Source organism: Pseudomonas sp. AC242, assembly GCF_979258655.1.
This window is the reverse complement of the sequence record NZ_OZ409873.1, coordinates 2,610,222-2,631,977: the sequence shown is the minus strand read 5'-3', so window position 1 is coordinate 2,631,977 and position 21,756 is coordinate 2,610,222. Positions and strand designations below refer to the sequence as shown.

The following is a 21,756-nucleotide window of genomic DNA, read 5'->3' as shown; positions in this document are numbered from 1 at the left end:
GTGGTGAACCTCCCTGGTTATTTGTGGTGAGCTTTACCCAGCGCCTTGGCGACCAGTTGTTCGTAGAGTTCGGCGTACGGTTCGACCGCTTTGCACCAGTTGAACGGCGCAGCCATCGCCCGGCAACGCATGGCATTGAGCAGTTCGGGGAAGGCGAACACCTTGAACGCGCGGCTCAGGGCTTCCTGATAGCTTTCAGCGGTGGATTCGTCGAAGAGAAAACCGGTGACGCCGTTTTCAATGGTGTCGGCCAACCCGCCGGTATTGCGTGCGACCGGCAGCGAGCCGAAGCGCTGGGCATACATCTGGCTCAAGCCGCAAGGCTCGTAACGCGAAGGCATCAGCAGGAAATCGCTGCCGGCAAACATGCGTCGGGCGTCGGTTTCGTTGAAGCCGATGCGCACGCCGATCTGGCCTGGGAAGCGCAGGGCCAGTTCGCGCATGGCTTGTTCTTCTTCAGGTTCGCCGCGACCGATAATGGCGATCTGGCCACCGTTTTTTACGATGTACTCGGATACCGCGATCGTCAGGTCCAGACCTTTTTGATAGACCAGTCGCGACACCACGGCGAACAGCGGGCCTTCTGAGTCATTCAATTCAAATAATTCACGCACATGCGCAGCGTTGACCGCTTTACCTTCCCAGTCACCAATGGCAAACGGCGCGAACAGGTGCGGATCGGTGGCGGCGTCCCAGCTCTCGTCGATGCCGTTGGGGATGCCGCTAAGTAAACCTTGCTGGGTCTTGGCGGCGAGAAAGCCGTCGAGGCCGCAGCCGAAATCCGGGGTGGTGATTTCTTGCGCGTAAGTGGCGCTGACCGTGGTGATATGGCTCGAATACGCCATGCCGGCCTTGAGGAATGACATCTTGCCGTAGAATTCCATGCCTTCCTGTTGCAGGGCATGGGTGGGAATACCCAGCTCGGGGCAGGAGCCGAGGCTGGTCACGCCTTGATAGGCGAGGTTGTGAATGGTGAACAGGGTCGGCGTGCGCTGCCCGCGCCAGTGCATATAGGCCGGCGCGAGACCGGCCGGCCAGTCATGGGCATGCACCAGATCCGGGCACCAGTGAATTTGTGCAAGGTTGGCGGCGATGTCGGCAGCAGCCAGACCCAAACGGGCGAAACGAATGTGGTTGTCCGGCCAGTCGCGGCCGTTGTTGGCGCCGTAGGGCGAGCCTTCGCGCTCGTACAATTCGGGGCAGATCAACACGTAGATCACCAGACCGTCCGGCATATCCATGCGGCCGATCTTGCACGGTGGTAGCGCGGCATGGCCGCCAAGTTCGCCGATGATGTGGATCGGGTTCTCGCTGTGCATCACTTGCGGGTAGCCGGGGATCAACACCCGCACATCGTGCAGATGAGCCATGGCGCGGGGCAGGGCGGCAGACACGTCACCCAGGCCGCCGGTCTTGACCAGATCGGCAATTTCCGAGGTAACAAACAACACTTTTTTCTTGTTGGGGTTCTGGCTCGCTACTGGAGTCAGCGTTTTGGTGCCGGGGACGTTGATCTGTCGGCTGCCGGGAACACTGACGGTGCTCGATTCACCAACCGCCTGCTGAGCACGCTCTCCCTGAATATCCAATGCCGCACTGATCATATGAATCTCCCGTCTCGTTGATCTGATTCTTGTCTTGAACAAGCGATGTCCATGGCCAAGTCCTGTGGCCGGGCGCAAACGCGCCACGCATCGGTGAGCAAACGCTACCCAACACGCGCAAGCAGAATGGGTGATTGGGCCGTTGCAAGGATTGCACCAGTCGCTTTGGCCCTGTCTTTCTGATGACCCGTCGCCGCGCGCAAAAGTTTCGACTTTTTTTCGGCAATGTGACTGGTCGGTTTTACCCCGCGAAAGTCAGTCTAGGCCAGATCCTAGAGCGGGCCAGAGCAAATGGGTAAATTGTTCGACAATCGGTTGGCTGTCAGCACCAACCTTGCTTTTGAGGAGCAAACGCACCGACGAAGTGCAGGTTTTTCTGCGAGGGAGGGCCAAAACGGTGACTGGACGGTCACGATTTTGTGCTAGCGGGAAGGGCGGTTGCACTGTTGTGGTGCGGGCAGTTTGTTGATCGGCTGACACAGACAACACCTGTAGGAGCTGCCGAAGGCTGCGATCTTTTGATTTTGCGTTTAAAAGCGAAGATCAAAAGATCGCAGCCTGCGGCAGCTCCTACAGTGGGGGTTAATTTAACGCACGAATTGGATTACCAGCCGCCCATCCCTGAATATCCTCGATCATCTGCGAAAAGAACTGTTCATAGTTCTGCCGACTGACATACCCCACATGCGGAGTCGCCAAGACATTGTCGAGTGTGCGAAACGGGTGCATGTCCGGCAACGGCTCGTGTTCGAACACATCCAGCGCTGCCCCGGCGATGTGCTGTTTCTGCAAGGCCTTGATCAGCGCCGCTTCATCGACAATCGGCCCGCGCGCGGTGTTGACCAGCAGCGCCGTCGGCTTCATCCAGCCCAGCGCCTGCGCATCGACCAGCCCGCGACTGCGCTCGCTGAGCACCAGATGCACCGACAACACATCGGCCTGCTCGAACAGTTCCTGCTTGTTCACGTAGGTCACGCCAACCTGCTGCGCCCGTTCGGCTGTGAGGTTTTCGCTCCAGGCGATGACCCGCATGCCGAACACCTGACCGAACTGCGCAACGCGCTGGCCAATACTGCCGAGACCGAGAATGCCGAGGGTCTTGCCATGCAGATCGCCGCCCAGTCCTTGCTGCCAATGACCGGCGCGCAGGGCATTCGCCTCATTCACCAGATTGCGCGTGGCCGCCATGATCAGCGCCCAGGTCAACTCCGGGGCGGCGTGCTTGTAACTGTCGGTGCCGCAGACCTTGATTCCCAGCCTGGCGGCCGCTTGCATATCCAGCGCTGCGTTGCGCATGCCGCCGGTGACCAGCAACTTGAGATTGGGCAAACGCTTGAGCAAGTCTTCGTCGAACCGCGTGCGCTCGCGCATCACGCAAATTACCTGGTAGCGGCCCAGCCGTTCGGCCAGTGTGGCGTTGTCGGCCGGGTAATCGTGTTCAAAGGTCACTTCACCGAGGCTATCGAGCACTGACCAGTCGACCACGTCGCGGGCCACGTCCTGCCAGTCATCGATCACTGCAATCTGCACCGCCATCAGCCTTACCTCATCAACGCACGGGATTGGATGTATTCAGCCAGTCGAGCAGGGCCTTGTGGAACTGCGCCGGTTCTTCCATTTGTGGCGCGTGGCCCATGCCGGGAAACTCCACCAGCGTCGACTGCGGGATCAGCTTGGCAACCTGTTTGCCAAGCACCTCATAGTGGCCGATTTTCGCCTTCACCTCAGGCGGTGCGAGGTCCTTGCCGATGGCTGTGGTGTCTGAGGTGCCGATCAGCAGCAGGGTCGGCATCTTCAAGTCCTTGAACTCGTAGTACACCGGCTGGGTGAAAATCATGTCGTAAATCAGCGCCGAGTTCCACGCCACTTGCGTCTTGCCCGGGCCTTTGCTCAGGCCGGCGAGCATGTCCACCCAGCGGTCGAATTCCGGTTTCCAGCGGCCGTCGTAATAGGTGGTGCGCTCATAGTCGCGAATGCCCTGGGCGCTGACTTTCAGCTCGCGCTGATACCACTGATCCACGGTGCGATAGGGCACGCCGAGGGCCTTCCAGTCTTCCAGACCGATCGGGTTGACCAGTGCCAGTTGCTCGACCTGCTCGGGAAACAGCAAGGCGTAACGGGTGGCGAGCATGCCGCCGGTGGAGTGGCCGAGCAGGGTGGCTTTTTGAATGCCCAGCGCTTTGAGCAACTGCTGAGTGTTGGTCGCCAGTTGCTGGAAGCTGTACTGATAATTGTCGGGTTTGCTCGAGGTGCAGAAGCCGATCTGATCCGGCGCGATCACCCGGTAACCGGACTCGCTCAAGGCCTTGATCGAACTGTCCCAGGTGGCTGCGCAAAAATTCTTGCCATGCATCAGCACCACGGTGCGGCCATTGGCCTTGCCGTGAGCGGCGACGTCCATGTAACCCATCTGCAGGGATTTACCCTGGGACTGAAAGGCAAAGTGTTTAAGCGTGTAAGGGTATTCGAAGCCTTGCAGCTCCGGGCCATAGGCCGGGCCTTCCGGCGCGGCTTCGCTTGGCGTTGCGGCCTGTGCCGACAGGGGCAGGGCGGCGCAAAGAAACAGGCCGGGTAGCCAACGGGAAAACATGACAGACATAAGGTCAAACTCCGTTTGAAATCGGCCGATGCTGGAATGACTGGATTATGCCGACGTTAAACACAGGCAATCACCGCGCCTGATCGTTCAACCCAGCCAGCCCAGCGTCAGCAAGGCCAGCACACCATAGCGTGCAGCTTTGGCCAGGGTAACGATCAATAAAAACCGCCCGAGCGGTTCACGCATGACGCCGGCAATCAGTGTCAGCGGATCGCCAACGATCGGCAACCAGCTCAGCAGCAACGACCAGTGGCCGTAACGCTCATAGTGTTTGCGCGCCCGGGCCATGTGCGCGGGGCTGACCGGAAACCAGCGCCGATCCTGAAAGCGCTCGATGCCACGGCCCAGCCACCAGTTGACCAGCGAACCGAGTACGTTGCCCAGCGTCGCCACGGCGAGCAGACCCCACAGCCAGTAGCGTTCGCTGACGATCAAACCGACCAGCAATGCCTCGGACTGCAGCGGCAACAGGGTCGCTGCACCGAACGCGGCAAAGAACAGCCCGAAGTAGGCGGCGCCGATCAATGGGCCGGGTAGTCCGCCACGACGACGTCAGCGCCATTCTTCTTCAGGCCGATAACCTGATAAGCATCGCTCATGCCGTCCATTTCCATGCCCGGCGAACCCATCGGCATACCCGGTGCGGCGACGCCGAGCAGGTCGTCACGCTTGCTCAGGGCCAGCACTTGTTCTGCCGGCACATGACCCTCGACGAATTTGCCGTTGATGATTGCGGTGTGGCACGACGCCAGGCGCGGCGGTACGCCATGTTGTTGCTTGAAGCTGCTCATGTCGCTTTCGACGTGGTCTTCGACTTTGAAACCGTTGGCTTCGAGGTGGCTGATCCATTTTTTGCAGCAGCCGCAATTGGCGTCACGATGGACTTCGATGGGGATCAGATCGGCGGCTTGCGCCAGGGAGGTAATGAACAGGGCGCTCAGGGCGACCAGACGCAGGTGGGTACGCATAGCGGATTCTCGGCTCGGGTGACGATCAGAAAAGAACGCATTTTGACCGGTTTTTGCCGCCTGGCATCAACGCAATGTTTCCAGTTGTTGCGAGACGGGCTGGCAGGATGATCGTAGATCAAGGCTGACAGGTTGCTGAGCGCGAGATGACAAAGTTGTCAGGTGGCAATTGTGTGAACACCGTCGAACCTTGTGGGAGCGAGCCTGCTCACGAAGGCAGTGTGTCAGGCACTGGATGCAGTGACTGAAAGGACGCTTTCGCGAGCAGGCTCGCTCCCACAGGGGTTATCTGGTTTGCAGAAATTCCTGCATGAATCAGCGGACTTTGAAGCGCCCCATGATCGCGCTCACCCGGCTGTTGGCTTCGAGTAACTGATGGGTATTCAGTTCGCTGGCTTTGCCGCTCTGCACCAGCTCATCGACCATGTGACGGATCTGCACCATGCTGCGGTTGATCTCTTCGGTCACGGCGCTTTGCTGCTCGGCGGCAGTGGCGATCTGCGTGCTGAGGCTGTTGATGTGGCTGACCGAACCGGCCATTTCATCCAGACCGGAATTGACCCTTGCAGTGGCGTCGGCAGCCGACTGGCAACTGGCCTGGGTGTTTTCCATGGCGCTGACCGACGAGCTCACGCCTTGCGTCAGACGCGTCAACATCTCGTTGATTTCCGAGGTGCTCGCCTGCGTGCGTGCGGCGAGGGCGCGGACTTCATCGGCAACCACGGCAAACCCGCGGCCCTGTTCACCGGCGCGAGCTGCTTCGATTGCGGCGTTGAGCGCCAACAGGTTGGTCTGCCCGGCAATTGCACCGATCACCCCGAGGATTTCAGTGATGCGCTGAGCGTCCTGCTGCATGTTTTCAACTTTGTGCGTAGCGCTGGCCACTTCATCGATCAGCGCCACCACGCTGTTGGTCGCTTCGCCCACGACTACGCGGGAACGGTCGGCGTTTTCGTTGGCGCGCTGGGTGAACGCGGCAGTTTCGGCGGCATTCTGCGCAACGCTTTCTGCTGTCGAACTCATCTCGGTGATGGCGGTAACGGTCTGATCGGTTTCCGAGGCATGACGCAGCAGGATCTGGCTGGTGTGCGCCGAGGTGCGTTGCAGGTTGTCGAGGCTCGATGCCATGGCGCCGGTGGCTTGGGTAACTTCGCCGATCATGTTTTGCAGGTAGGCAATAAAGGTGTTGACCGAGTGACCGATGGCGCCGAGTTCATCTTCAGCGCGAATGGTAATGCGCCGGGTCAGGTCGGCATCGCCGCTGGAGAGCAAATCGATGTTGGCTTTCAACGCTTTCATGCGCTGCACCAATTGGCGAATCGCGTAGACCTGCAGCAGCACCAGCAGAATCACCAGCGGAATCTGCAACAGGCTCAGGGTGCTGAGGACGTCATCACGCTGGGCCGTGAGCATTTTCGTTGGCAGGGCGGTGGCGAGGAACCACGGCGTGCCTTCAATCGGGCGCATGAAGAAGGTGCTGGCTTCGCCGTTGTTATCGAACTCGATGCGCTGCGCTTGATCGCGGTTCTGCAACGCGGCTTTGACCTGGCTGGCGAAGGTCGACGTGCCGGCCAGTTCGCTGATGTTCTTCAGCACGATCTGGCCACTGATGCGCGAGCTGTTACTGATGATCTTGCCGTCGGCTTCGATGATCAGCATTTCGGCGTTGAGGTCTTTTTCCTTGCGCGCCACTAGATCGTTGAAGAAGCCGAGGGTGACGTCAATGGTCGACACGCCCCACGCGCTACCGTTTTTCTGGATGGCCATGGCGCAGTTGGTGCGCGGCTCGGCGCTGGCATCATCCTTGTAAGCCGCCGCCCAGGCGCATTGGCCACGCGGTGTGGCCATGCCGCCCTTGTACCAGCTCTGGTCGTAATAGTTGGGGGCTGCGTCACTGTTCCAGAATGTATTCACCGCCAGTTTGCCCGAGGCATCGCGGTGCCAGAACGTGCTGAATTTGTTGCGCCCGGCTTCACGTTGCCCCGGCAAAGGCCAGATCCCGCCGCCGAATACTTTCAGCTCTCCGTACTGATCGACCAGACCTGGCAGCACTGTGTCGATGGCGGCGCTGTCGAGCAGCGGGATGGTCTGGGTGATGCTGCGCTGTTGCGCCTGCACTTTGTTCAACTCGCCCTGAATCTGCTCGGCGACTTCGGCAATGCGGTTGAGGACGACTTGTTCTTCTGTATGACGCAGCTTGGGGGCGACGAGTTGGCTGATGCCGACCACGGTCAACACCGACAACAGCAGGATGAACAGAACCAGAAACAGCGTGTAGCGAGCCTGAATAGTGCGGAATGCGGGCATGGAGACCGGTCCTTGAGCAGCGTTTCTTATTAGGGGCAGGGTTAAAACAGTGCGGGCATTCACAGCGTATCGTCGTTGCGACGGGAAGCTTTAGGTACTTGCGTCCTAAAAAAACTGGGCGCCGATGACTGGTCGGTATCGGGTTCGATACACAAGCGCTGGTCATCGCCTGCGACTGGTTGAAAAAGCCATTTTCATTTCATTGTGATGACAGCTCTGGGTCAGGGTTTGCGGGGCGTTGCGCTTTTGTATCGAGAATGTACGAGAATTGTAAAAAAGTGCAGAAAGAGGTTGGTGCCATCAGTTCGCCCGCCGATACTCGCGCCCATTAATGCCGTTCAACACGGATATTTTTCATGTTCATTTCACAGGGAGTCTTCTCATGACGATCGGTATTGTCGGCGGCTGGGAGAGCAAAGCAGGCGTTATGGTTCGTAACACCGGCGCGAAAAAACAAGTGGCCCAGAGCATCAAAGTGCAGCAGATGCTGACCAAGGTCGGCACCAATCCCACCGCGCTGAATACCGCTGAAATGGACAAGCAGGGCATGCGCAAGGCCATCAAGGGCTTTGATCCTGCGAATGTTTCGGTAAAACAATTGGGAAATCTGAGCGAGATGCTGCGCAGCCGCGGGCTGATCTCAGAGATCACTTCGTTTACCTTGAAGAACGCCGGTGACAAGTTCGACCGTTTTGGCGTGACCAAAGATATCGATGCCAAATTCAACGCCCTGGAGTATTTCGCGACCCAGCTCGACGCCATTCAGAACAATGGCCTCAATGGCAACGCTTACGGCCAGAGTCTGATTCCAGAGTTCAAGAAAGCGATCTATGTTCTGCAGAACCTCAAGACCTACGGTGAAGGCAACGCCGCGAAACCGGTCGATGAAGGTGTCAAAGCCAAAGCTTGAGGCTGACCGTTTAGCCCGCTCAGCGCTTGAACGGGCTGGTTGATGTGCAAGAACCCGGCAACGCCTCGCTTCAGCGTGCTGCGACGTGTTGTTGAGCCTGATTATGCAGTCGTTGCAGGTGTGGGCAGCGCAGCTCCAGCGATCGGGCGCAATAGCCCCGATGAAACAACGCCAACCATCCAGCGCCCCGTTCATTCGGGGCAATCCCGGTAAAGACGAAGCCCATTGCCGAGAGGCTGTCCACGGCGCTGGCGAAACCGGTTGCCAGCCTGAGTCTGATCGAGACCATCCAGTGTTCAGGCAGTCGTCGTAGCTGTTGAAGCAAGCCGGCGTCGAGTTTCTTCAGCACCACGTCATAACGCCCGAAAGCGTGTTCGATCTGCATCGGCGGCCCCACCCAGGGTGTTTCTTTTTCCTGCACCCCGTGTACCTCGCACAAATGCTCCATGAATTCGCGACAGCTTTGTGGCCACGGCAATGCCGGGAGCGGGCGGCGGTAGCCATCGATAGGGGTGTAGCCGATGACAATCGACTCCGGCAGTGCTTCGCCAAACGGCGAGGGCACATAGTCGAGCAATAACCCACTGCTGCAAAAGCCGAGCCGGTCAGCCATGCGTTGGGTATAGGCGTGCTGCGTCACCTGTTTGATGGTTACACCATGGCAACCCAGCGCCTGCGCATGGATCAACAATCGAATGCCCAACTGGGTGGCGATGTTCTGCCCGCGGGTCGACGGATGGACCACGCTCAACGCCAGTTCTGCGGTATGCGATCCCGCGTTTCTGCACAACGTGGCGTGGCCGAGGATTTTTTTTCCGGATTCCGCCACCAGTGAATGCCATCTCCCATCGCCATGGTTCTGGTTGATCATCAACGGCAAATACACGTGTGGCTGTACGTAATGGTCGCCATAGATTTCCCGGAACAAACGGCTGACGGCTCCGGCATCGGAGCGGCGATAGCTGCGCAGCGTCACGTTGTCCATGGGCGTTGCTCCGGACGTGGGGCGGCGTAGTCGCGAAGGTCGACGACGCGTTGGCGTTTGCCGGAGCGCGGATGACGAGCGAGCTCATCGGCTGTGCAATAGGCGACCTGCAGCTCAAGCTGGCCATCAGCGCAGAGTTGTGCGATCAGCGGATAACGCTCGATCAAGGCGTTGTGCAAGGCTGTGCTGGCCTGAGTCGTTTCGGGTTTCAACGCCTCGGGCACCCATTTCAGACACACGATATCGACGTTTGCCGATTGGCTGATCACCAGTTGCCAGTCGTCGCTGACCGTGTTGCGCTGAATGATTGTGTCGATGTCGTCGATCAGCAGGGTCAGGCTGCTGACCCGTACGCGCTGACTGCTCATGCTGCGACCCATCAAGGCAAACTTGCGCATGCTCGCCGTGGCCGGCTCTCGCCAGCAGGCGAGATCACCCACGGGATAGCGGATCAATGGCATAAGCCGGCGGGTGAGGTTGGTGATCAGCAGGCGTCCGGTGCGATCGCATTCTTCAATCACTTCACCGGTGTGTTCATCGATAATTTCCAGCACGCTGTGGCTGGCGAGCATGCGGTGTTCGCCCAAGGCACAATCGCGGCTTGTGGCGCCGATGAACCCCGCGTCGACACTGGCGTAGCCGATGGAAGCGATCCGTGCGTTGGGGAATACTCGGTGCAACATCTGCAATTGCCCGGCGAACAGGCTCTCGCCGCCGTAAAGCACGCTTTCGACCTCGGCCAGAGTTTGCCCCTGGCGCTCCAGCACGCTGGCGAACGTCAGCAATTGCGCAGGCACGCCGGCCAGCACATTGATTCGGTGCTGGCGGATAGAGTCAGTCAGCAGTGTAAAGTCGACGTCGCCGGTGAAGGGGTATTCGGTAATACCTGACGTTTCGTGTGCCAACGCGTCGTGGATAAAGATGAAACTGGCATACAGATCGCCGACAAAAAACAGATTTGCAACCCGGTCTCCCGGATTGAGTTGGCTCGCCAGATGGCGACCGAAGTCGCGCACAAGTGTCTGCCACTCCTCACGGGTGAATACCGAAAGTTTACCCGCGCTGGTGGTTCCACCGGTCTTGAACACGAGTGCGCGTTCAACCGTTGAAGTCAGTACTGGCCATTGATCGAGGTTATTGCTGCTGGCCCAGTATTGTTGCGGATCAATCGGCGGAAGTTGATCCAGTGTGCTGATCTGCGGCGCAAGGTCTTGCCAATGTCTGGCGTAATACGTTGAGTGTTCGCGGGCGAAGGCGAGCAACTTGCTCAGTTCAAGTATTGTGTTCATGGGGGGCTCTTTAATTGTTCTGGTCATGGACGAAGTTGGACTTTCAGCGGCGAGCGTCGACCACTGCCGGTATCTTTCCGCTATGCCTGTTTCTGTCGAACTGTTGCGTCTCGCAGGTTTGCGTTTGCACCGTGAGCAGCCCGGCTCGCACAAGGCTCGTCAGCGTCGCGTAGCCTTCCAGTCGGAGGAGGAGGTCGGCGGGGGCAGCGGGGCTGCGAACCAGCAGGCGTTCGAGGCCGTCAGGGGCGTGATCGAGGTGCAACTGAAACGGTGCTTGCAGGTGTCTGCCGAGTTCGTTCAGGCAGATGAAATCGCTACCGATACGCAGCAGCCTGCCGTGCCGTTGCAGCAGCTCGAACCGCGGGGAACTCAGCCCGCACGCGCAATCGCCGGGCAACCAGCGCCCTGTGTCGCCGACCTCATAACGCTGTACCTGCTGACCTTCGCGGGCTTTGGAAGTGAACAGTAAACGGCCGATTTCATTGCCAACGACAGGCACGTCCTCCTCCAGCGCGACGATTTCCAGATGCTGGATCGCGTCCATCAGATGAAACACGCCATCACCGGTCGCGGCGCAGGCATGTCCGCAGGGGCCGGCATCGACACTGCCGTACACCGCCGAGCGGATGCTGGCAACGCCACAGCGCTGCAACAGTTCGCGGCACTGCTCACTGATGTGTTCACCGCCGAGAAAGACTTTTTCGATGGCGCCATAACGGCTCAGACGCTGCTGTTCGTTGAGGAACAAGCGATGCAGGGAGCTGGGCATGCCGATCAGTACGGTGACCTGTTGTTCGATGATGACTTGTGCAATATCGCCGTAGTCATCGTCGGCGGGAGCACCCATTGGCAGGTGGCTGGCCCCCAATGTTTCCAGCACTTTGGCAAAGCTGAAGAAGCCGCCGTACAAACCGCCACTGAAGAACAGGTTCATCACCTTGTCGCGGCTCGGATCGAGACCCGCCGCAAACAACCCGTCGGCCGTTGCGCGTATTTGCCGTTGAAAATCGCGGTAGCTATATCCCGCCAGCGCCGGTGTGCCGCTGCTGCCGCCAGAGCGGAAAAACAGTTGCGCCGCTGCTGTCGTCGGCCGCGCGATAAACGCTGCTTTGTCGGTGATCGCCAGGCCCGCCAGCGTCGGCTTGCAAGCTGGACGGTCGAGGGTCATGTGGGTGGGCAACTGCGTCGGTGCGACGCTGACCGACACCCGCCGGCTCAGACGTTGCAGTGCATAGACGCCGTCGTGGGGTTCGCCATCGTAGCCATCATGGATTGCATCAATGGGCGCAATTCGGCTGACGCCGGCGGCAATCAATGTTCGCGACAATGCACCGATCTGCGCTTCGTCGCACATCAGTGCGCAGCTCTGTAAAACGTTGCGCCAAGGCAGCAGGTTTTGCGTCAGTCGCGCACGCGGCAGGGGTTTGAGCAGCACCGTGCGAAACAGCGGCGAGGGCGCAAGCAACTGATCATGGCTCCAGATCACTCGCCATCCCGGTGCGCTCCAGACCTGCGCCGTCACTGCGGAAAAACTCTGGCTCAGACGTGTCATCAGGGTGCGGGTGGTGATTTCGCTGGCTTCTTGAACCGTCGGGATCAGTGCCGGCCATTGTCCGGCGCGGCGCTCGAACGCCTTGGCCAATTCGTTGCCGATTGCTTGTAGAACAGCGGGGTCGTCGCTATCGACCAACAACCATTGCGGGCTGGAGCAGGCTTGCTGATCCAGTCGGCAGACCTCATCGACCAGCGCGTCCAGTGCCTGTGGCGAGGCCGCTTGCGGCGTCAGGTAGGCAAAACTGATGCGGTGCCCCCAGTCGATCCAGCGACATCCGGGCGGCAACTGTTGGCGGATCGCCTGCAGCGCCGCTTCGCCACCCCACGCCGAAACGCCGTTGGCCATTTTGCACAAACGGCCGATCTGCGCGGTCGCCACCGGTAACACCGCGACGTAATGGCGCAACTCACCGCTGGGGTCGCATTGCACCAGCGTGTGCAACAGGCGCGCCGTCAGGCCTTGGTCACTGCTGCTGGGCCGTAGCCAGTTGATGTTGCCGGCCAAGAGACTTTCAATCAGCGCGCAGCACGCCAGCAGCGGCGCGTTGGCTGGCGTGACGTGGACCACCAGTCCCAGCGGACTCCAGCGCTCAAAGCGCGAATGCTGATAATCGACACGTCGCAGCGATTCAGCCTGATCGCCCAGTTCACGTTCAAGCTTGTGTTGCAGGGCGTGCGGCTGACAGAAGTCGATCAGCACCTGGCGTTGTTCATCGTCCAGCGGCAGCTCGGCGTTGTGCAATTGCCCTGCAAAATGTGCGGCGGCAGTCAGTACGGTGGCGCTGTCCAGCGGTGTACTCAGTCGTTGCGGCAATGTCTGCTGCAACAGCGCCAGTGCGTTATCGAGGTCGACATCTGCGTGCAGTTCTCCGTTGATCAGGTACATGTCAGTGTCCCCCCAGCAATTCGGACGCGGCCATCGCACAGCTTCTACCGGCCGTGGTGCCTGCGCGACCCTGCAGTTCGAACCAGTCACTGGCGAGGCCGCAATCACAACTCGACCCGGGATGCAGCGTCGCCAGATCGCTCATCACCACCGCGTGCGCCGGGCTGGACGAGATGTAGGGCGAGACGAATCCCAGCAAGCCCTGCTGACCGTAAGGCTGGATGGAAAAGTCCTGCGGATTGCGCACGTAAGCCTTGGCGTAAACGGGGACATGAAAATGATGCCGGGCACATTCGATATACGGCACCGCATGTTCGACCGCGCCGTAACCGTCGCGGCACCGCGACACTTCGATGCCCAGTTGCCGGGCGATGCGCCCATACAGTTGTTGTTTTGGAACTTCCTCGCTGGATCGGGTTTTCCAGCCCCCGCCGAAAAACACCAGTGAAGCACTCGGCAGTTTCAGCGCAGGCACGCCGGTGGCCTGCATCTGCTGCAAGGTCTGCCAAAGAAACGCCGGGAAGCCGAAAATGCGCACGGGCAGGCCTTCTTCGGCGAACGCTTGCAGGGCCGCGATGACCCCGAACACATCGAACTGGTGGCCATCGCCGTTGCAGCGCAAGGCGTAGACAACGCGGTTGACGGGCGCAAAGCGGCAGAGGAATTGGTCGGTGTAGGACGTCCCCAGGGTGATCGCGCCCCGCGGTTCGTAGCTCAGCAGCAGGTAATTGCACGGCGTATCCGCTGAATGCCAACCGTAATGACTAAAGATTCGTTCAACCATGAACTGCGCGGCCGACAGACTGCGCGGGTCATAGCGCATGCGGCTTTTTTGGCCGCTGGTGCCGGACGATGTCAGTTCCAGGGCATCCTCCCCGGTGGGGCTGAGTAACAGTTGCTGCTTGAAAAAATTGGCCAGAATCGGCGGTAGCCGGGACCAGTCATCGAGGCTGTCCAGATCCTTCACATCGAGGCCGTTGGCGCTCAGCCAATGTTCGTAGCCGGGTGTGTGCTGGCAATGAAAACGACTGATCTCGGTCATGGCCCGATCAAACAGGCCTGCTGGCACGGAATCCGGGCAATAGGGGTGTGGCAATGCGCAAAGCGCATCGCTGGCGGGGAAGTGATTCATTCAATAGTCCGTTATTGAGCAGTGGAGGAGTCGGGAGGTGTGCGTTGCAACAAACCGTGCAACAGGGGCAGGCACATCAGGCCGCTGAGGGCGGCGCAGAGTGCGAAGAGGTCGAGGCGGGCGCCACCGCCGATGCCGGCAATCAGTGAGCCGCCGAGCCCCATCACAGCAATCGAAATCATGCCTGCCAGCGCCGAAACCAACCCCTTGCTGTCGTCGCTGGCAAACAGCGCCAGCCGATACAGCGCAGCGTTGCTCATTCCCAGCCCGACCGCGTACAGCGCCAGACTGGCAACCACTGCGCCCAGTCCGGCACCTGACAGCGCGCAGGCAATCAACGCCACAAGGCCCAGACAAAAAGGCCAAAGCGCCAACCGGATCAACCGGGATAAAGAATGCGTAACCAGCAAGCGGTCGAGGATCAGATTGCCAGTGATGACGGCGGAAAAAACCGGAATCTGCCACAAGGCATATTCCAGCGGCATCAGCTCGAGCAGCTGCATCAGCAGCAACGGTGCCAGGCCGATCCAGGCGATCAGCGGCAGGCTCATGAGGCCCAGTGCGAGACTGGCAGCGAGGAAGCGACGATTACTCAAGAGAGCTCGGTAGCGTTGACCGGTCTGGCGCCAGGAAAAAGGCACGGCGGCTTGTACTTGCCCATCGCGGCGAGTGACCCCGACCGTTTCCGGCATGCAGACGAAAAGCCCCAGCCAGACCATTGATGCGGCAAAACCCAGGCCCAGAAACAGCTCGCGCCAGGACAGCCATTGCAGCAAGACAATACCCAGTAGCGGCCCCAGCAGCGGTGAAAGCAGGGCGATATTGCCGAGCAGCGCCATCAAACGCACCGCATCGGCCTCGCAGAATACTTCCTGAAGAGCGGGATAACTGACCGCGACCACGAAACCCAGTCCCATGCCTTGCAACAGTCGCAGCAGATTGAAGGTTTCAATGCGCTGGGTGGCAAATGCACTTGCGCAGGCGATTGCAAACAATGCGCAGCCGATCAACAGTACTCGCCGCCGGCCCCATTGATCGGACAGCGGCCCAATCAGCCATTGCAGGCAGACTCCGCCAATCAGATACAGATTGAACGCATGGGGAACATGTCTGACGTCGGCCTGAAGTTCTGTTGTCACGGCCAACATGGCTGGCATGATCAAGTCACTTGCCATATACGTCAGAAGTTCAAAAGCGCTCAGCGCCAAACAAAACCCTAGTACTTGTCGCGGCCCGATTCTTATAAGTGTTCTCTGCATAAACGTCCCTGTTAGAGAGTAGAAGAAAGTTGCCAGAGACTAGTTGCAGAGGCGGGTGTGACCTATTCTTTTGCTGCGACATTAGATTTCAAATGCTTGCAACTTGTTTAGCCAGTCCGCTTTGCGTATCAGGTGAGTTTCAACTGCGCGGCAGCCGCCGTTGGCAAAAGCAGAAAAGCCCGCAACAGGGCGGGCTTTGTTTGAAGTTGATCGGGCTTGTTGAGTTCCTGCCTCAATCTGTTCATGGGCAAGCGGGCAGGGCGAACAATCCTGTTCTAGCGATGTTGGTAATAACCAGGGCCACCCTGGTAATAACGGTGGTGATCGTCATGCCAGCCGCCGTGGGGGAAGATGATGCAGCCACTCAGGGTCAGCAGGGCAAGAACGGGAATCAGCCAGGTGATTCGACGCAGCATTTTGAAAATTCCTCATGGTTACGCCGTCATGAAGCCAAAACTCTTCATCGGCTGTAACATGAGACCCCGATTGCAGCGGCGCATCCCCGTAGAACGGTATGTGCATGGCATGCAAGCGGATACAAACCGGATACATTTCACCGTTTCAGGAAGCCGCAATGACCCACAAGCAACGCTTGATTTATTCGATTCTGATCGCCGTGTCGGTCCTGGCGATCATGCTCGGCCTGTCCTGGCTGCAAAACCAAGGAATGATTTCGGAAAAGACGTTCCAGTTCGTCGCCATCGGTGTGGCAGTGATCGTGGTGGTGATCAACGGCGTCATGCGCCGCAAGGTCAAGCCTTGACGGCGTTTGCCGCACGCATCAATCGTTGTTGAGGACTGCCGCAGCCTGTGGATGCAGGCTGTAGCTCTTGTCTTCATTGAAGGTGATCACCCCTTCGGCGCATAGACGCTTGAGCACTTCGCGCACACTGAGAAAGGACAGCGGGATATCCAGATCCAGCAATTGGCTGTGGACGCCGCGCACACCCAGACGCCGCTCGCTTTGTGCGGCGACCAGCAGGGCATCAATGACTTTCAGACGAATCAGGCTGGTGCGCAGCCCGAAACTTTTCAGCAGCAAACGGATGCGTTCGTTGCCGTGACGCTCGACGCGTTGCCCGAAATCGCTCGCGTGTGGGCTCATGGAAGCTCCTTTGGGGGCCTGGCTACCGTCCGTTGGTAGTTGCGAGTTGTACATGCGATTACTCCTTTTCAGAGCCTGATCGGGAAAGGTTTTTTTGCGCTCTTTAAACAAGACGTATCAGCACGACAAATCATGAAAGAAAAGATGTAGAAAATTTGTCGGGGGTTTGTCTTTTTCTTGTGATTCTGGCTTGAGATCGCTTTGGGCTTGGCGGCCTTTGGGCCGACCATGCTCTTGGGGTTTTGGGTGAATATCCGTTGTTTTGGGTGTTGCGGCTGGCGGTTTCGCTCTTACAGCGAGTCCCTTTGGCAAACGCCCCAAAGGAACCAAAGGTCTGGGCCCCGGCGTTCGGCCCTCGCCGTGGCTCGGGTGCCTTCGTTGCGGGATCTATCCGGGGGCATCGCCTACGGTTTGCTTCGCTGCACCTCCTCTCGATGTGTTCGACTTCGTCGAACGGTCGCTGCGCTCCCACCCCCGGATAAATCCCTCCACTCAGCCTGCCGAAGGGGCCAGCACGGCAAGATCAAGAGCTGCAGCCGAGCTAACGCTCATCCTGTTGAGTGGTGAGAAGCGGGGTGGGTGGGGCTTTTGATCTGCTTCTGGGTTTGAGTCCGGCTCGGTATTTCACGTCGGCGTACCTCTACCAATCACCTCGGTCAGTTCCCTCTCCCTCTGGGAGATGGCTAGGGTGAGGGGCTTTTGATCTGCTTCTGGGTTTGAGTCCGGCTCGGTATTTCACGTCGGCGTACCTCTACCAATCACCTCGGTCAGTTCCCTCTCCCTCTGGGAGATGGCTAGGGTGAGGGGCTTTTGATCTGCTTCTGGGTTCGAGTCCGGCTCGGTATTTCATGTCGGCGTACTTCTACCAATCATCTCGGTCAGTTCCCTCTCCCTCTGGGAGATAGCTAGGGTGAGGGGCTTTTGATCTGCTTCTGGGTTTGAGTCCGGCTCGGTATTTCGTGTCGGCGTACTTCTACCAATCATCTCGGTCGGTTCCCTCTCCCTCTGGGAGATGGCTAGGATTAGGGGCTTTTGATCTGCTTCTGGGTTTGAGTCCGGCTCGGTATTTCATGTCGGCGTACTTCTACCAATCACCTCGGTCAGTTCCCTCTCCCTCTGGGCGGTCCGACGTTTCGGGAGGGCTAGGGTGAGGGGCTTTTGATTGTGCTTTCGGGGATTACGCGGCGAGCCTAAATTTTTTTCTTCGGCTTCGTTTCTTCGACAGGCTCATTGCGCGTGGACGCGTGGGTGTTTCCAGGGCGGGTCCGCGTCAGCGTCAGATCCGCTCTTTGGCATGTCGATCAGGAGCGAGCGTGATAATTTCCAGACAGTTAACCGGACTGACCTTGGCCGGCGTGGTTTTTGGCTTGAGTGGTTCGGCCCATGCGTTCAGCCCGGCCACGGATGTCAGTGCCGATATTCGCCGCACTGCTTTTGGCGTGCCGCATATCCGCGCGCAAGACGAGCGCGGGCTGGGTTTTGGCATTGGCTACGCCTATGCCCAGGACAATCTTTGCCTGCTGGCCAACGAGATCGTGACGGTCAATGGCCAGCGTTCCCGTTACTTCGGTCCGGATCAGTTCACCGTCGAGCAACGCGAAAACCGCGTCAGCGACGTGTTTTTTACCTGGCTCAATACGCCTGAAGCAGTCAAGGCTTTCTGGCAGGCGCAACCTGCGCAGGTGCGTGATCTGGTAGAGGGCTACGCCGCCGGCTACAACCGTTATCTGGCCGAGCGCCGTCCGCAAGGCTTGCCGCAACAGTGTCAGGGTGAGTGGGTGCGAGAGATTGCACCGGAAGATCTGGTGAAGCTGACCCGCCGTCTGTTGGTCGAGGGCGGTGTCGGCCAGTTCGCCGAGGCCCTGGCCGGTGCTACACCGCCGCATGCGAGCGCCGCAATCGAACAAAACGTGCAGGCCTATCAGTTGGCTGACGCACGTCAGCAGCGCTTCGCCCTGGACCGTGGCAGTAACGCTGTCGCAGTGGGCAGTGAACGCTCGGTCAATGGCCGCGGGATGTTGCTGGCTAACCCGCACTTTCCTTGGGTCGGCGGCATGCGCTTCTATCAGATGCACCTGACCATTCCCGGCAAACTCGACGTCATGGGCGCAGCATTGCCGGGCCTGCCGATGATCAATATCGGCTTCAATCAGCACCTGGCCTGGACGCACACGGTCGATTCGTCGAAACACTTCACCTTGTATCGTTTGCAACTCGATCCGAAGGATTCCACACGCTATCTGCTCGATGGCAAATCCCTGCCGTTGAACAAGCAGACCGTCACCGTGCAGGTGAAACAGGCCGACGGGCAAGTGGTTCCGGTCTCGCGTGATGTCTACAGCTCGCAATTCGGGCCGATTGTGCAATGGCCGGGCAAGCTCGACTGGGACAATCAGTTCGCTTATAGCCTGCGCGACGCCAACCTCGACAATGATCGGGTGTTGAACCAGTGGTACACGATGAATCAGTCGAAGACGCTGCAAGAACTGCAGGATTCGGTGCACAAGATTCAGGGGATTCCGTGGGTCAACACCCTGGCCGTCGATGACAAAGGCCAGACGCTGTACATGAACCTGTCGGTGGTGCCGAACGTCAACGCCGAGAAACTGGCCAAGTGCAGCGACCCGCGTATCGGCACACAAATGATCGTGCTGGACGGCTCCAACAGTGCCTGCGCGTGGGACATCGACCCGCAAGCGGCGCAGAAAGGCATTTATGCCTCCAGCCAACTGCCGCAACTGCTGCGCAAGGACTTTGTCCAGCACTCCAATGACTCGGCATGGCTGGCCAACCCGGCGCAGCCGCTCACCGGTTTCTCGCCGTTGATCAGTCAGGATGGCCTGCCGCTGGGCTTGCGCGCCCGGTTTGCTCTGGATCGTTTGAGCACACTGAGCAAGAAAGGGCCGTTGGCGGTGAAGGATCTGCAGCAAATGGTGATGGACGACCAGGTGTATCTGGCAACGCAGGTGGTGCCGGATCTGTTGAAGTTCTGTGCCGCTGACCTCGGCGCCGACGCTCAGGCTCTCAAACCGGTTTGCGTCAGCCTCAAGGCCTGGGATGGCCGCGCCAATCTTGATTCGGGCGTGGGCCTGGTGCACTTCCAGAACATCATGCATGCATTGCAGGCTTCGCCGGATGTCTGGCGCGTGGCGTTCGATCCCAAGGATGCGCAACACACTCCGCGTGGCCTGGCAGTCGAGCAGCCAGCGGTGGCCAAGGCGTTGCGTGCGGCCATGTTGGCGTCGGTCGAATCGAGTACAAAAATGGGCCTCACGCCGCAAACCCGCTGGGGTGATATCCAGGTGGTCAGCAGTGGCGGGCAACAGACGCCGATTCACGGCGGGCCGGCTGCTCTCGGGATCTACAACGCCATCCAGAGCGTGCCTCGTGAGGACGGCAAACTCGAAGTGGTCAGTGGCACCAGCTACCTGCAAGTCGTGACCTTTGACGACAAAGGCCCGCACGCCCAAGGGCTACTGGCGTTCTCGCTGTCCAGCGATCCGGCATCTAAGTATTCGCGGGATCAGACCGAGGCGTTCTCGAAGAAGCAGTGGAGTGTGCTGCCGTTCACCGAACAGCAGATTCAGGCTGATCCGCAGTATCAGGTGCAGACTGTTCGCGCGACGTTGGACAAGGCGGGGAAAGTCGCCGCTCAATAAGTACAAGCGTTCATTGCATCGAGCCTGAAGGCCGCATCCTGCAAGGGGTGCGGCCTTCAGCTTTTTGGTGGCTGTTGCGGTATTGAGTTGATCACCGGGTTACCTTCCTTGTTACGGCTCAGGTAGACCGGCAGCACCTTGGGCAGGCTGTTGGCGAGGTTGTTCAGCTCTTTGATGTTGTAGATGCCACCCACGCGAATCGAACCGGTGCTGTTATCAGCCAGTTCGAGTGGATTGCTCAGATAACGGTTGATCAGTGGCAGTGCTTCGCTCAACGCCAGGTTATCCAGCACCAGTTTGCCATTGCGCCACGCCAGTGACGTGTCGCTGGCGTAGGTCTGGCTGATCTGTGGCATGTAGTCGCCTTGTTTGTAACGTGCCTGCATCGACGGGCCAAGGCGCAAGCCATCGCCCGGTAATGAACGACTGCTGGTGACCAGCACCGAACCTTCGATCAGGTTCACGCGCACTTGATCCTGATACATCCAGACGTTGAACCGTGTTCCCGTGACTCGAATTTTGCCTTCGCCTGCGCGGACGACAAACGGGTGGGCCATGTCGTGACTGACCGTAAAGAACGCTTCACCTTTTTTCAGGGTGACCCGGCGTTCGTCCTTGTAATTGCTGAAGGTCAGGTCGGTGTTCAGGTTCAGTTCGATCTGGCTGCCATCACTCAGCGTGACCTGCCGGACATTATCGGTGGCGGCGAAATGTTCATAGCTGTCGGGCAGCCAGCCCAGGTTCCAGCCAGTGTAAGCGGCCAGTGGCAGGGCGAGTGCACAGACACCGGCGGCAACAGCGAATTGACGCCATGCGCGCGAAGGTCGAGGCGCTGGCACGAATGACGCCGATTCCGGGCGAGGCAAGTGTTCAGCCACGTCCCAGATTTCCAGCATGGCTTCATATTCGAAGGCATGCAGTGGATGTGCGTCGTGCCATTGCTTGAATGCGAGACGCTCTCCGTCTGTGCAGTCGGCGGCGTGCACACGCATGCACCAATGCGCGGCGGCATCGGTGATCGCATCGTATTCGGCTTCCGAGAGGGTGTCTTGGGTCATTGACTCGTCCTGATTTCGCACATTCTAACCTTGTCGGCAAGTTGCCGAGAACATTCGTCATGGCATTTACCCATCAAAGTGGAACTTATTTTTCGCTCCGGCACCCAAAAAGCAGGACGCTAATGAACACTATCCATAAATGGAGTGAAAAAATGATCAAAAAGACAATCGCAGCGTTGATTGCCACCGCCAGTTTGCTCAGCGCTGGCGCAGCGTTGGCCGATCGGCCGGGCGCTGGCTGGATCACCATCGAAAAAGCCATTGAGATCGTCAAGACCAAGGCCGGTTATGTCGAGGTCTATGAGATCGAGGCCGACAACAACGGCTACTGGAAAGGCGAGGGGCGCAAGGCTGATGGCGTTGTCTACGAGTTCCGTATCGACGGGGCGTCGGGCAATGTGTTGCGTGATCAGAAGGATTAACCAACCCGAATGCAACGTG

17 protein-coding genes and 2 pseudogenes are annotated in these 21,756 nt (G+C 58.9%); 4 read left to right on the top strand and 15 right to left on the bottom strand.

From position 1 onward, the window contains the following. Positions 1-17 precede the first annotated feature (17 nt). The 7 genes and pseudogenes from glgA to ACZZ0A_RS11795 form a co-directional block, all read right to left on the bottom strand. Positions 18-1,604 carry a glycogen synthase GlgA gene (glgA, locus tag ACZZ0A_RS11825; RefSeq protein ID WP_007918141.1) on the bottom strand — a complete coding sequence of 529 codons (1,587 nt, stop codon included), beginning with the start codon at positions 1,602-1,604 and terminating at the stop codon, positions 18-20. A gap of 582 nt (positions 1,605-2,186) precedes the next feature. Further along, the gene (locus tag ACZZ0A_RS11820) at positions 2,187-3,140 is read right to left on the bottom strand and encodes a D-2-hydroxyacid dehydrogenase family protein (RefSeq protein WP_007918139.1); all 954 of its coding nucleotides are present in this window, start codon (positions 3,138-3,140) and stop codon (positions 2,187-2,189) included. A 13-nt stretch (positions 3,141-3,153) separates the two neighbouring features. Beyond that, entirely contained in the window at positions 3,154-4,203 is a 1,050-nt protein-coding gene (locus ACZZ0A_RS11815) for an alpha/beta fold hydrolase (RefSeq protein WP_007918137.1), read from the bottom strand. An 87-nt stretch (positions 4,204-4,290) separates the two neighbouring features. Then, positions 4,291-4,725 carry a YqaA family protein gene (locus ACZZ0A_RS11810; RefSeq protein ID WP_042704985.1) on the bottom strand — a complete coding sequence of 145 codons (435 nt, stop codon included), beginning with the start codon at positions 4,723-4,725 and terminating at the stop codon, positions 4,291-4,293. Further along, positions 4,725-5,171 (bottom strand): DUF411 domain-containing protein, encoded by a 447-nt coding sequence (locus ACZZ0A_RS11805; protein WP_095112082.1) that lies wholly within the window; start codon positions 5,169-5,171, stop codon positions 4,725-4,727. Before ACZZ0A_RS11805 ends, ACZZ0A_RS11810 begins: the two co-directional genes overlap by 1 nt. 315 nt (positions 5,172-5,486) lie before the next feature. After that, positions 5,487-6,014: pseudogene (locus ACZZ0A_RS11800) on the bottom strand (methyl-accepting chemotaxis protein); the annotation flags it as partial. Between the two features lie 333 nt (positions 6,015-6,347). Further along, positions 6,348-7,478 (bottom strand): annotated as a pseudogene (locus tag ACZZ0A_RS11795) (HAMP domain-containing protein); the annotation flags it as partial. Between the two features lie 382 nt (positions 7,479-7,860). On the opposite strand from ACZZ0A_RS11795, the gene ACZZ0A_RS11790 reads away from it, so the two are divergent. Further along, positions 7,861-8,388, top strand: coding sequence for a hypothetical protein (locus ACZZ0A_RS11790; protein WP_007918129.1), 528 nt, complete (start codon positions 7,861-7,863; stop codon positions 8,386-8,388). 70 nt (positions 8,389-8,458) lie between these two features. On the opposite strand, the gene ACZZ0A_RS11785 is transcribed toward ACZZ0A_RS11790, so the two are convergent. From ACZZ0A_RS11785 to ACZZ0A_RS11760, 6 genes are all read right to left on the bottom strand, one after another. Next, complete coding sequence (locus ACZZ0A_RS11785) at positions 8,459-9,373, bottom strand: GNAT family N-acetyltransferase (protein WP_463543127.1); 915 nt, start codon at positions 9,371-9,373, stop codon at positions 8,459-8,461. Further along, the gene (locus tag ACZZ0A_RS11780; RefSeq protein WP_463543126.1) at positions 9,361-10,662 is read right to left on the bottom strand and encodes a phenylacetate--CoA ligase family protein; all 1,302 of its coding nucleotides are present in this window, start codon (positions 10,660-10,662) and stop codon (positions 9,361-9,363) included. Before ACZZ0A_RS11780 ends, ACZZ0A_RS11785 begins: the two co-directional genes overlap by 13 nt. Positions 10,663-10,705: 43 nt before the next feature. After that, a complete protein-coding gene (locus tag ACZZ0A_RS11775; protein WP_007918117.1) occupies positions 10,706-13,102 on the bottom strand; it encodes an acyl-CoA reductase in 2,397 nt (798 codons plus the stop codon). Between the two features lies 1 nt (position 13,103). Beyond that, entirely contained in the window at positions 13,104-14,234 is a 1,131-nt protein-coding gene (locus ACZZ0A_RS11770) for a LuxE/PaaK family acyltransferase (protein ID WP_007918115.1), read from the bottom strand. Between the two features lie 11 nt (positions 14,235-14,245). Next, on the bottom strand, positions 14,246-15,493 hold the full coding sequence (locus ACZZ0A_RS11765; protein ID WP_007918113.1) for an MdfA family multidrug efflux MFS transporter: 1,248 nt from the start codon (positions 15,491-15,493) through the stop codon (positions 14,246-14,248). Between the two features lie 275 nt (positions 15,494-15,768). Then, entirely contained in the window at positions 15,769-15,909 is a 141-nt protein-coding gene (locus tag ACZZ0A_RS11760) for a hypothetical protein (protein WP_007918111.1), read from the bottom strand. 158 nt (positions 15,910-16,067) lie between these two features. Here ACZZ0A_RS11760 and ACZZ0A_RS11755 point away from each other — a divergent pair, with 158 nt between their 5' ends. After that, positions 16,068-16,256: a hypothetical protein gene (locus ACZZ0A_RS11755; RefSeq protein WP_007918108.1), complete on the top strand. Its 189-nt coding sequence runs from the start codon at positions 16,068-16,070 to the stop codon at positions 16,254-16,256. Positions 16,257-16,274: 18 nt separating this feature from the next. On the opposite strand, the gene ACZZ0A_RS11750 is transcribed toward ACZZ0A_RS11755, so the two are convergent. Continuing rightward, complete coding sequence (locus tag ACZZ0A_RS11750) at positions 16,275-16,652, bottom strand: hypothetical protein (protein WP_007918105.1); 378 nt, start codon at positions 16,650-16,652, stop codon at positions 16,275-16,277. A gap of 1,259 nt (positions 16,653-17,911) precedes the next feature. Here ACZZ0A_RS11750 and pvdQ point away from each other — a divergent pair. After that, a complete protein-coding gene (gene pvdQ / locus ACZZ0A_RS11745) occupies positions 17,912-20,257 on the top strand; it encodes a bifunctional acylase PvdQ (RefSeq protein ID WP_463543124.1) in 2,346 nt (781 codons plus the stop codon). Positions 20,258-20,313: 56 nt separating this feature from the next. On the opposite strand, the gene ACZZ0A_RS11740 is transcribed toward pvdQ, so the two are convergent. Beyond that, complete coding sequence (locus ACZZ0A_RS11740; protein ID WP_007917427.1) at positions 20,314-21,315, bottom strand: FecR family protein; 1,002 nt, start codon at positions 21,313-21,315, stop codon at positions 20,314-20,316. 152 nt (positions 21,316-21,467) lie between these two features. Here ACZZ0A_RS11740 and ACZZ0A_RS11735 point away from each other — a divergent pair, with 152 nt between their 5' ends. Continuing rightward, positions 21,468-21,737 (top strand): PepSY domain-containing protein, encoded by a 270-nt coding sequence (locus ACZZ0A_RS11735; RefSeq protein ID WP_042705002.1) that lies wholly within the window; start codon positions 21,468-21,470, stop codon positions 21,735-21,737. Positions 21,738-21,756 lie beyond the last annotated feature (19 nt).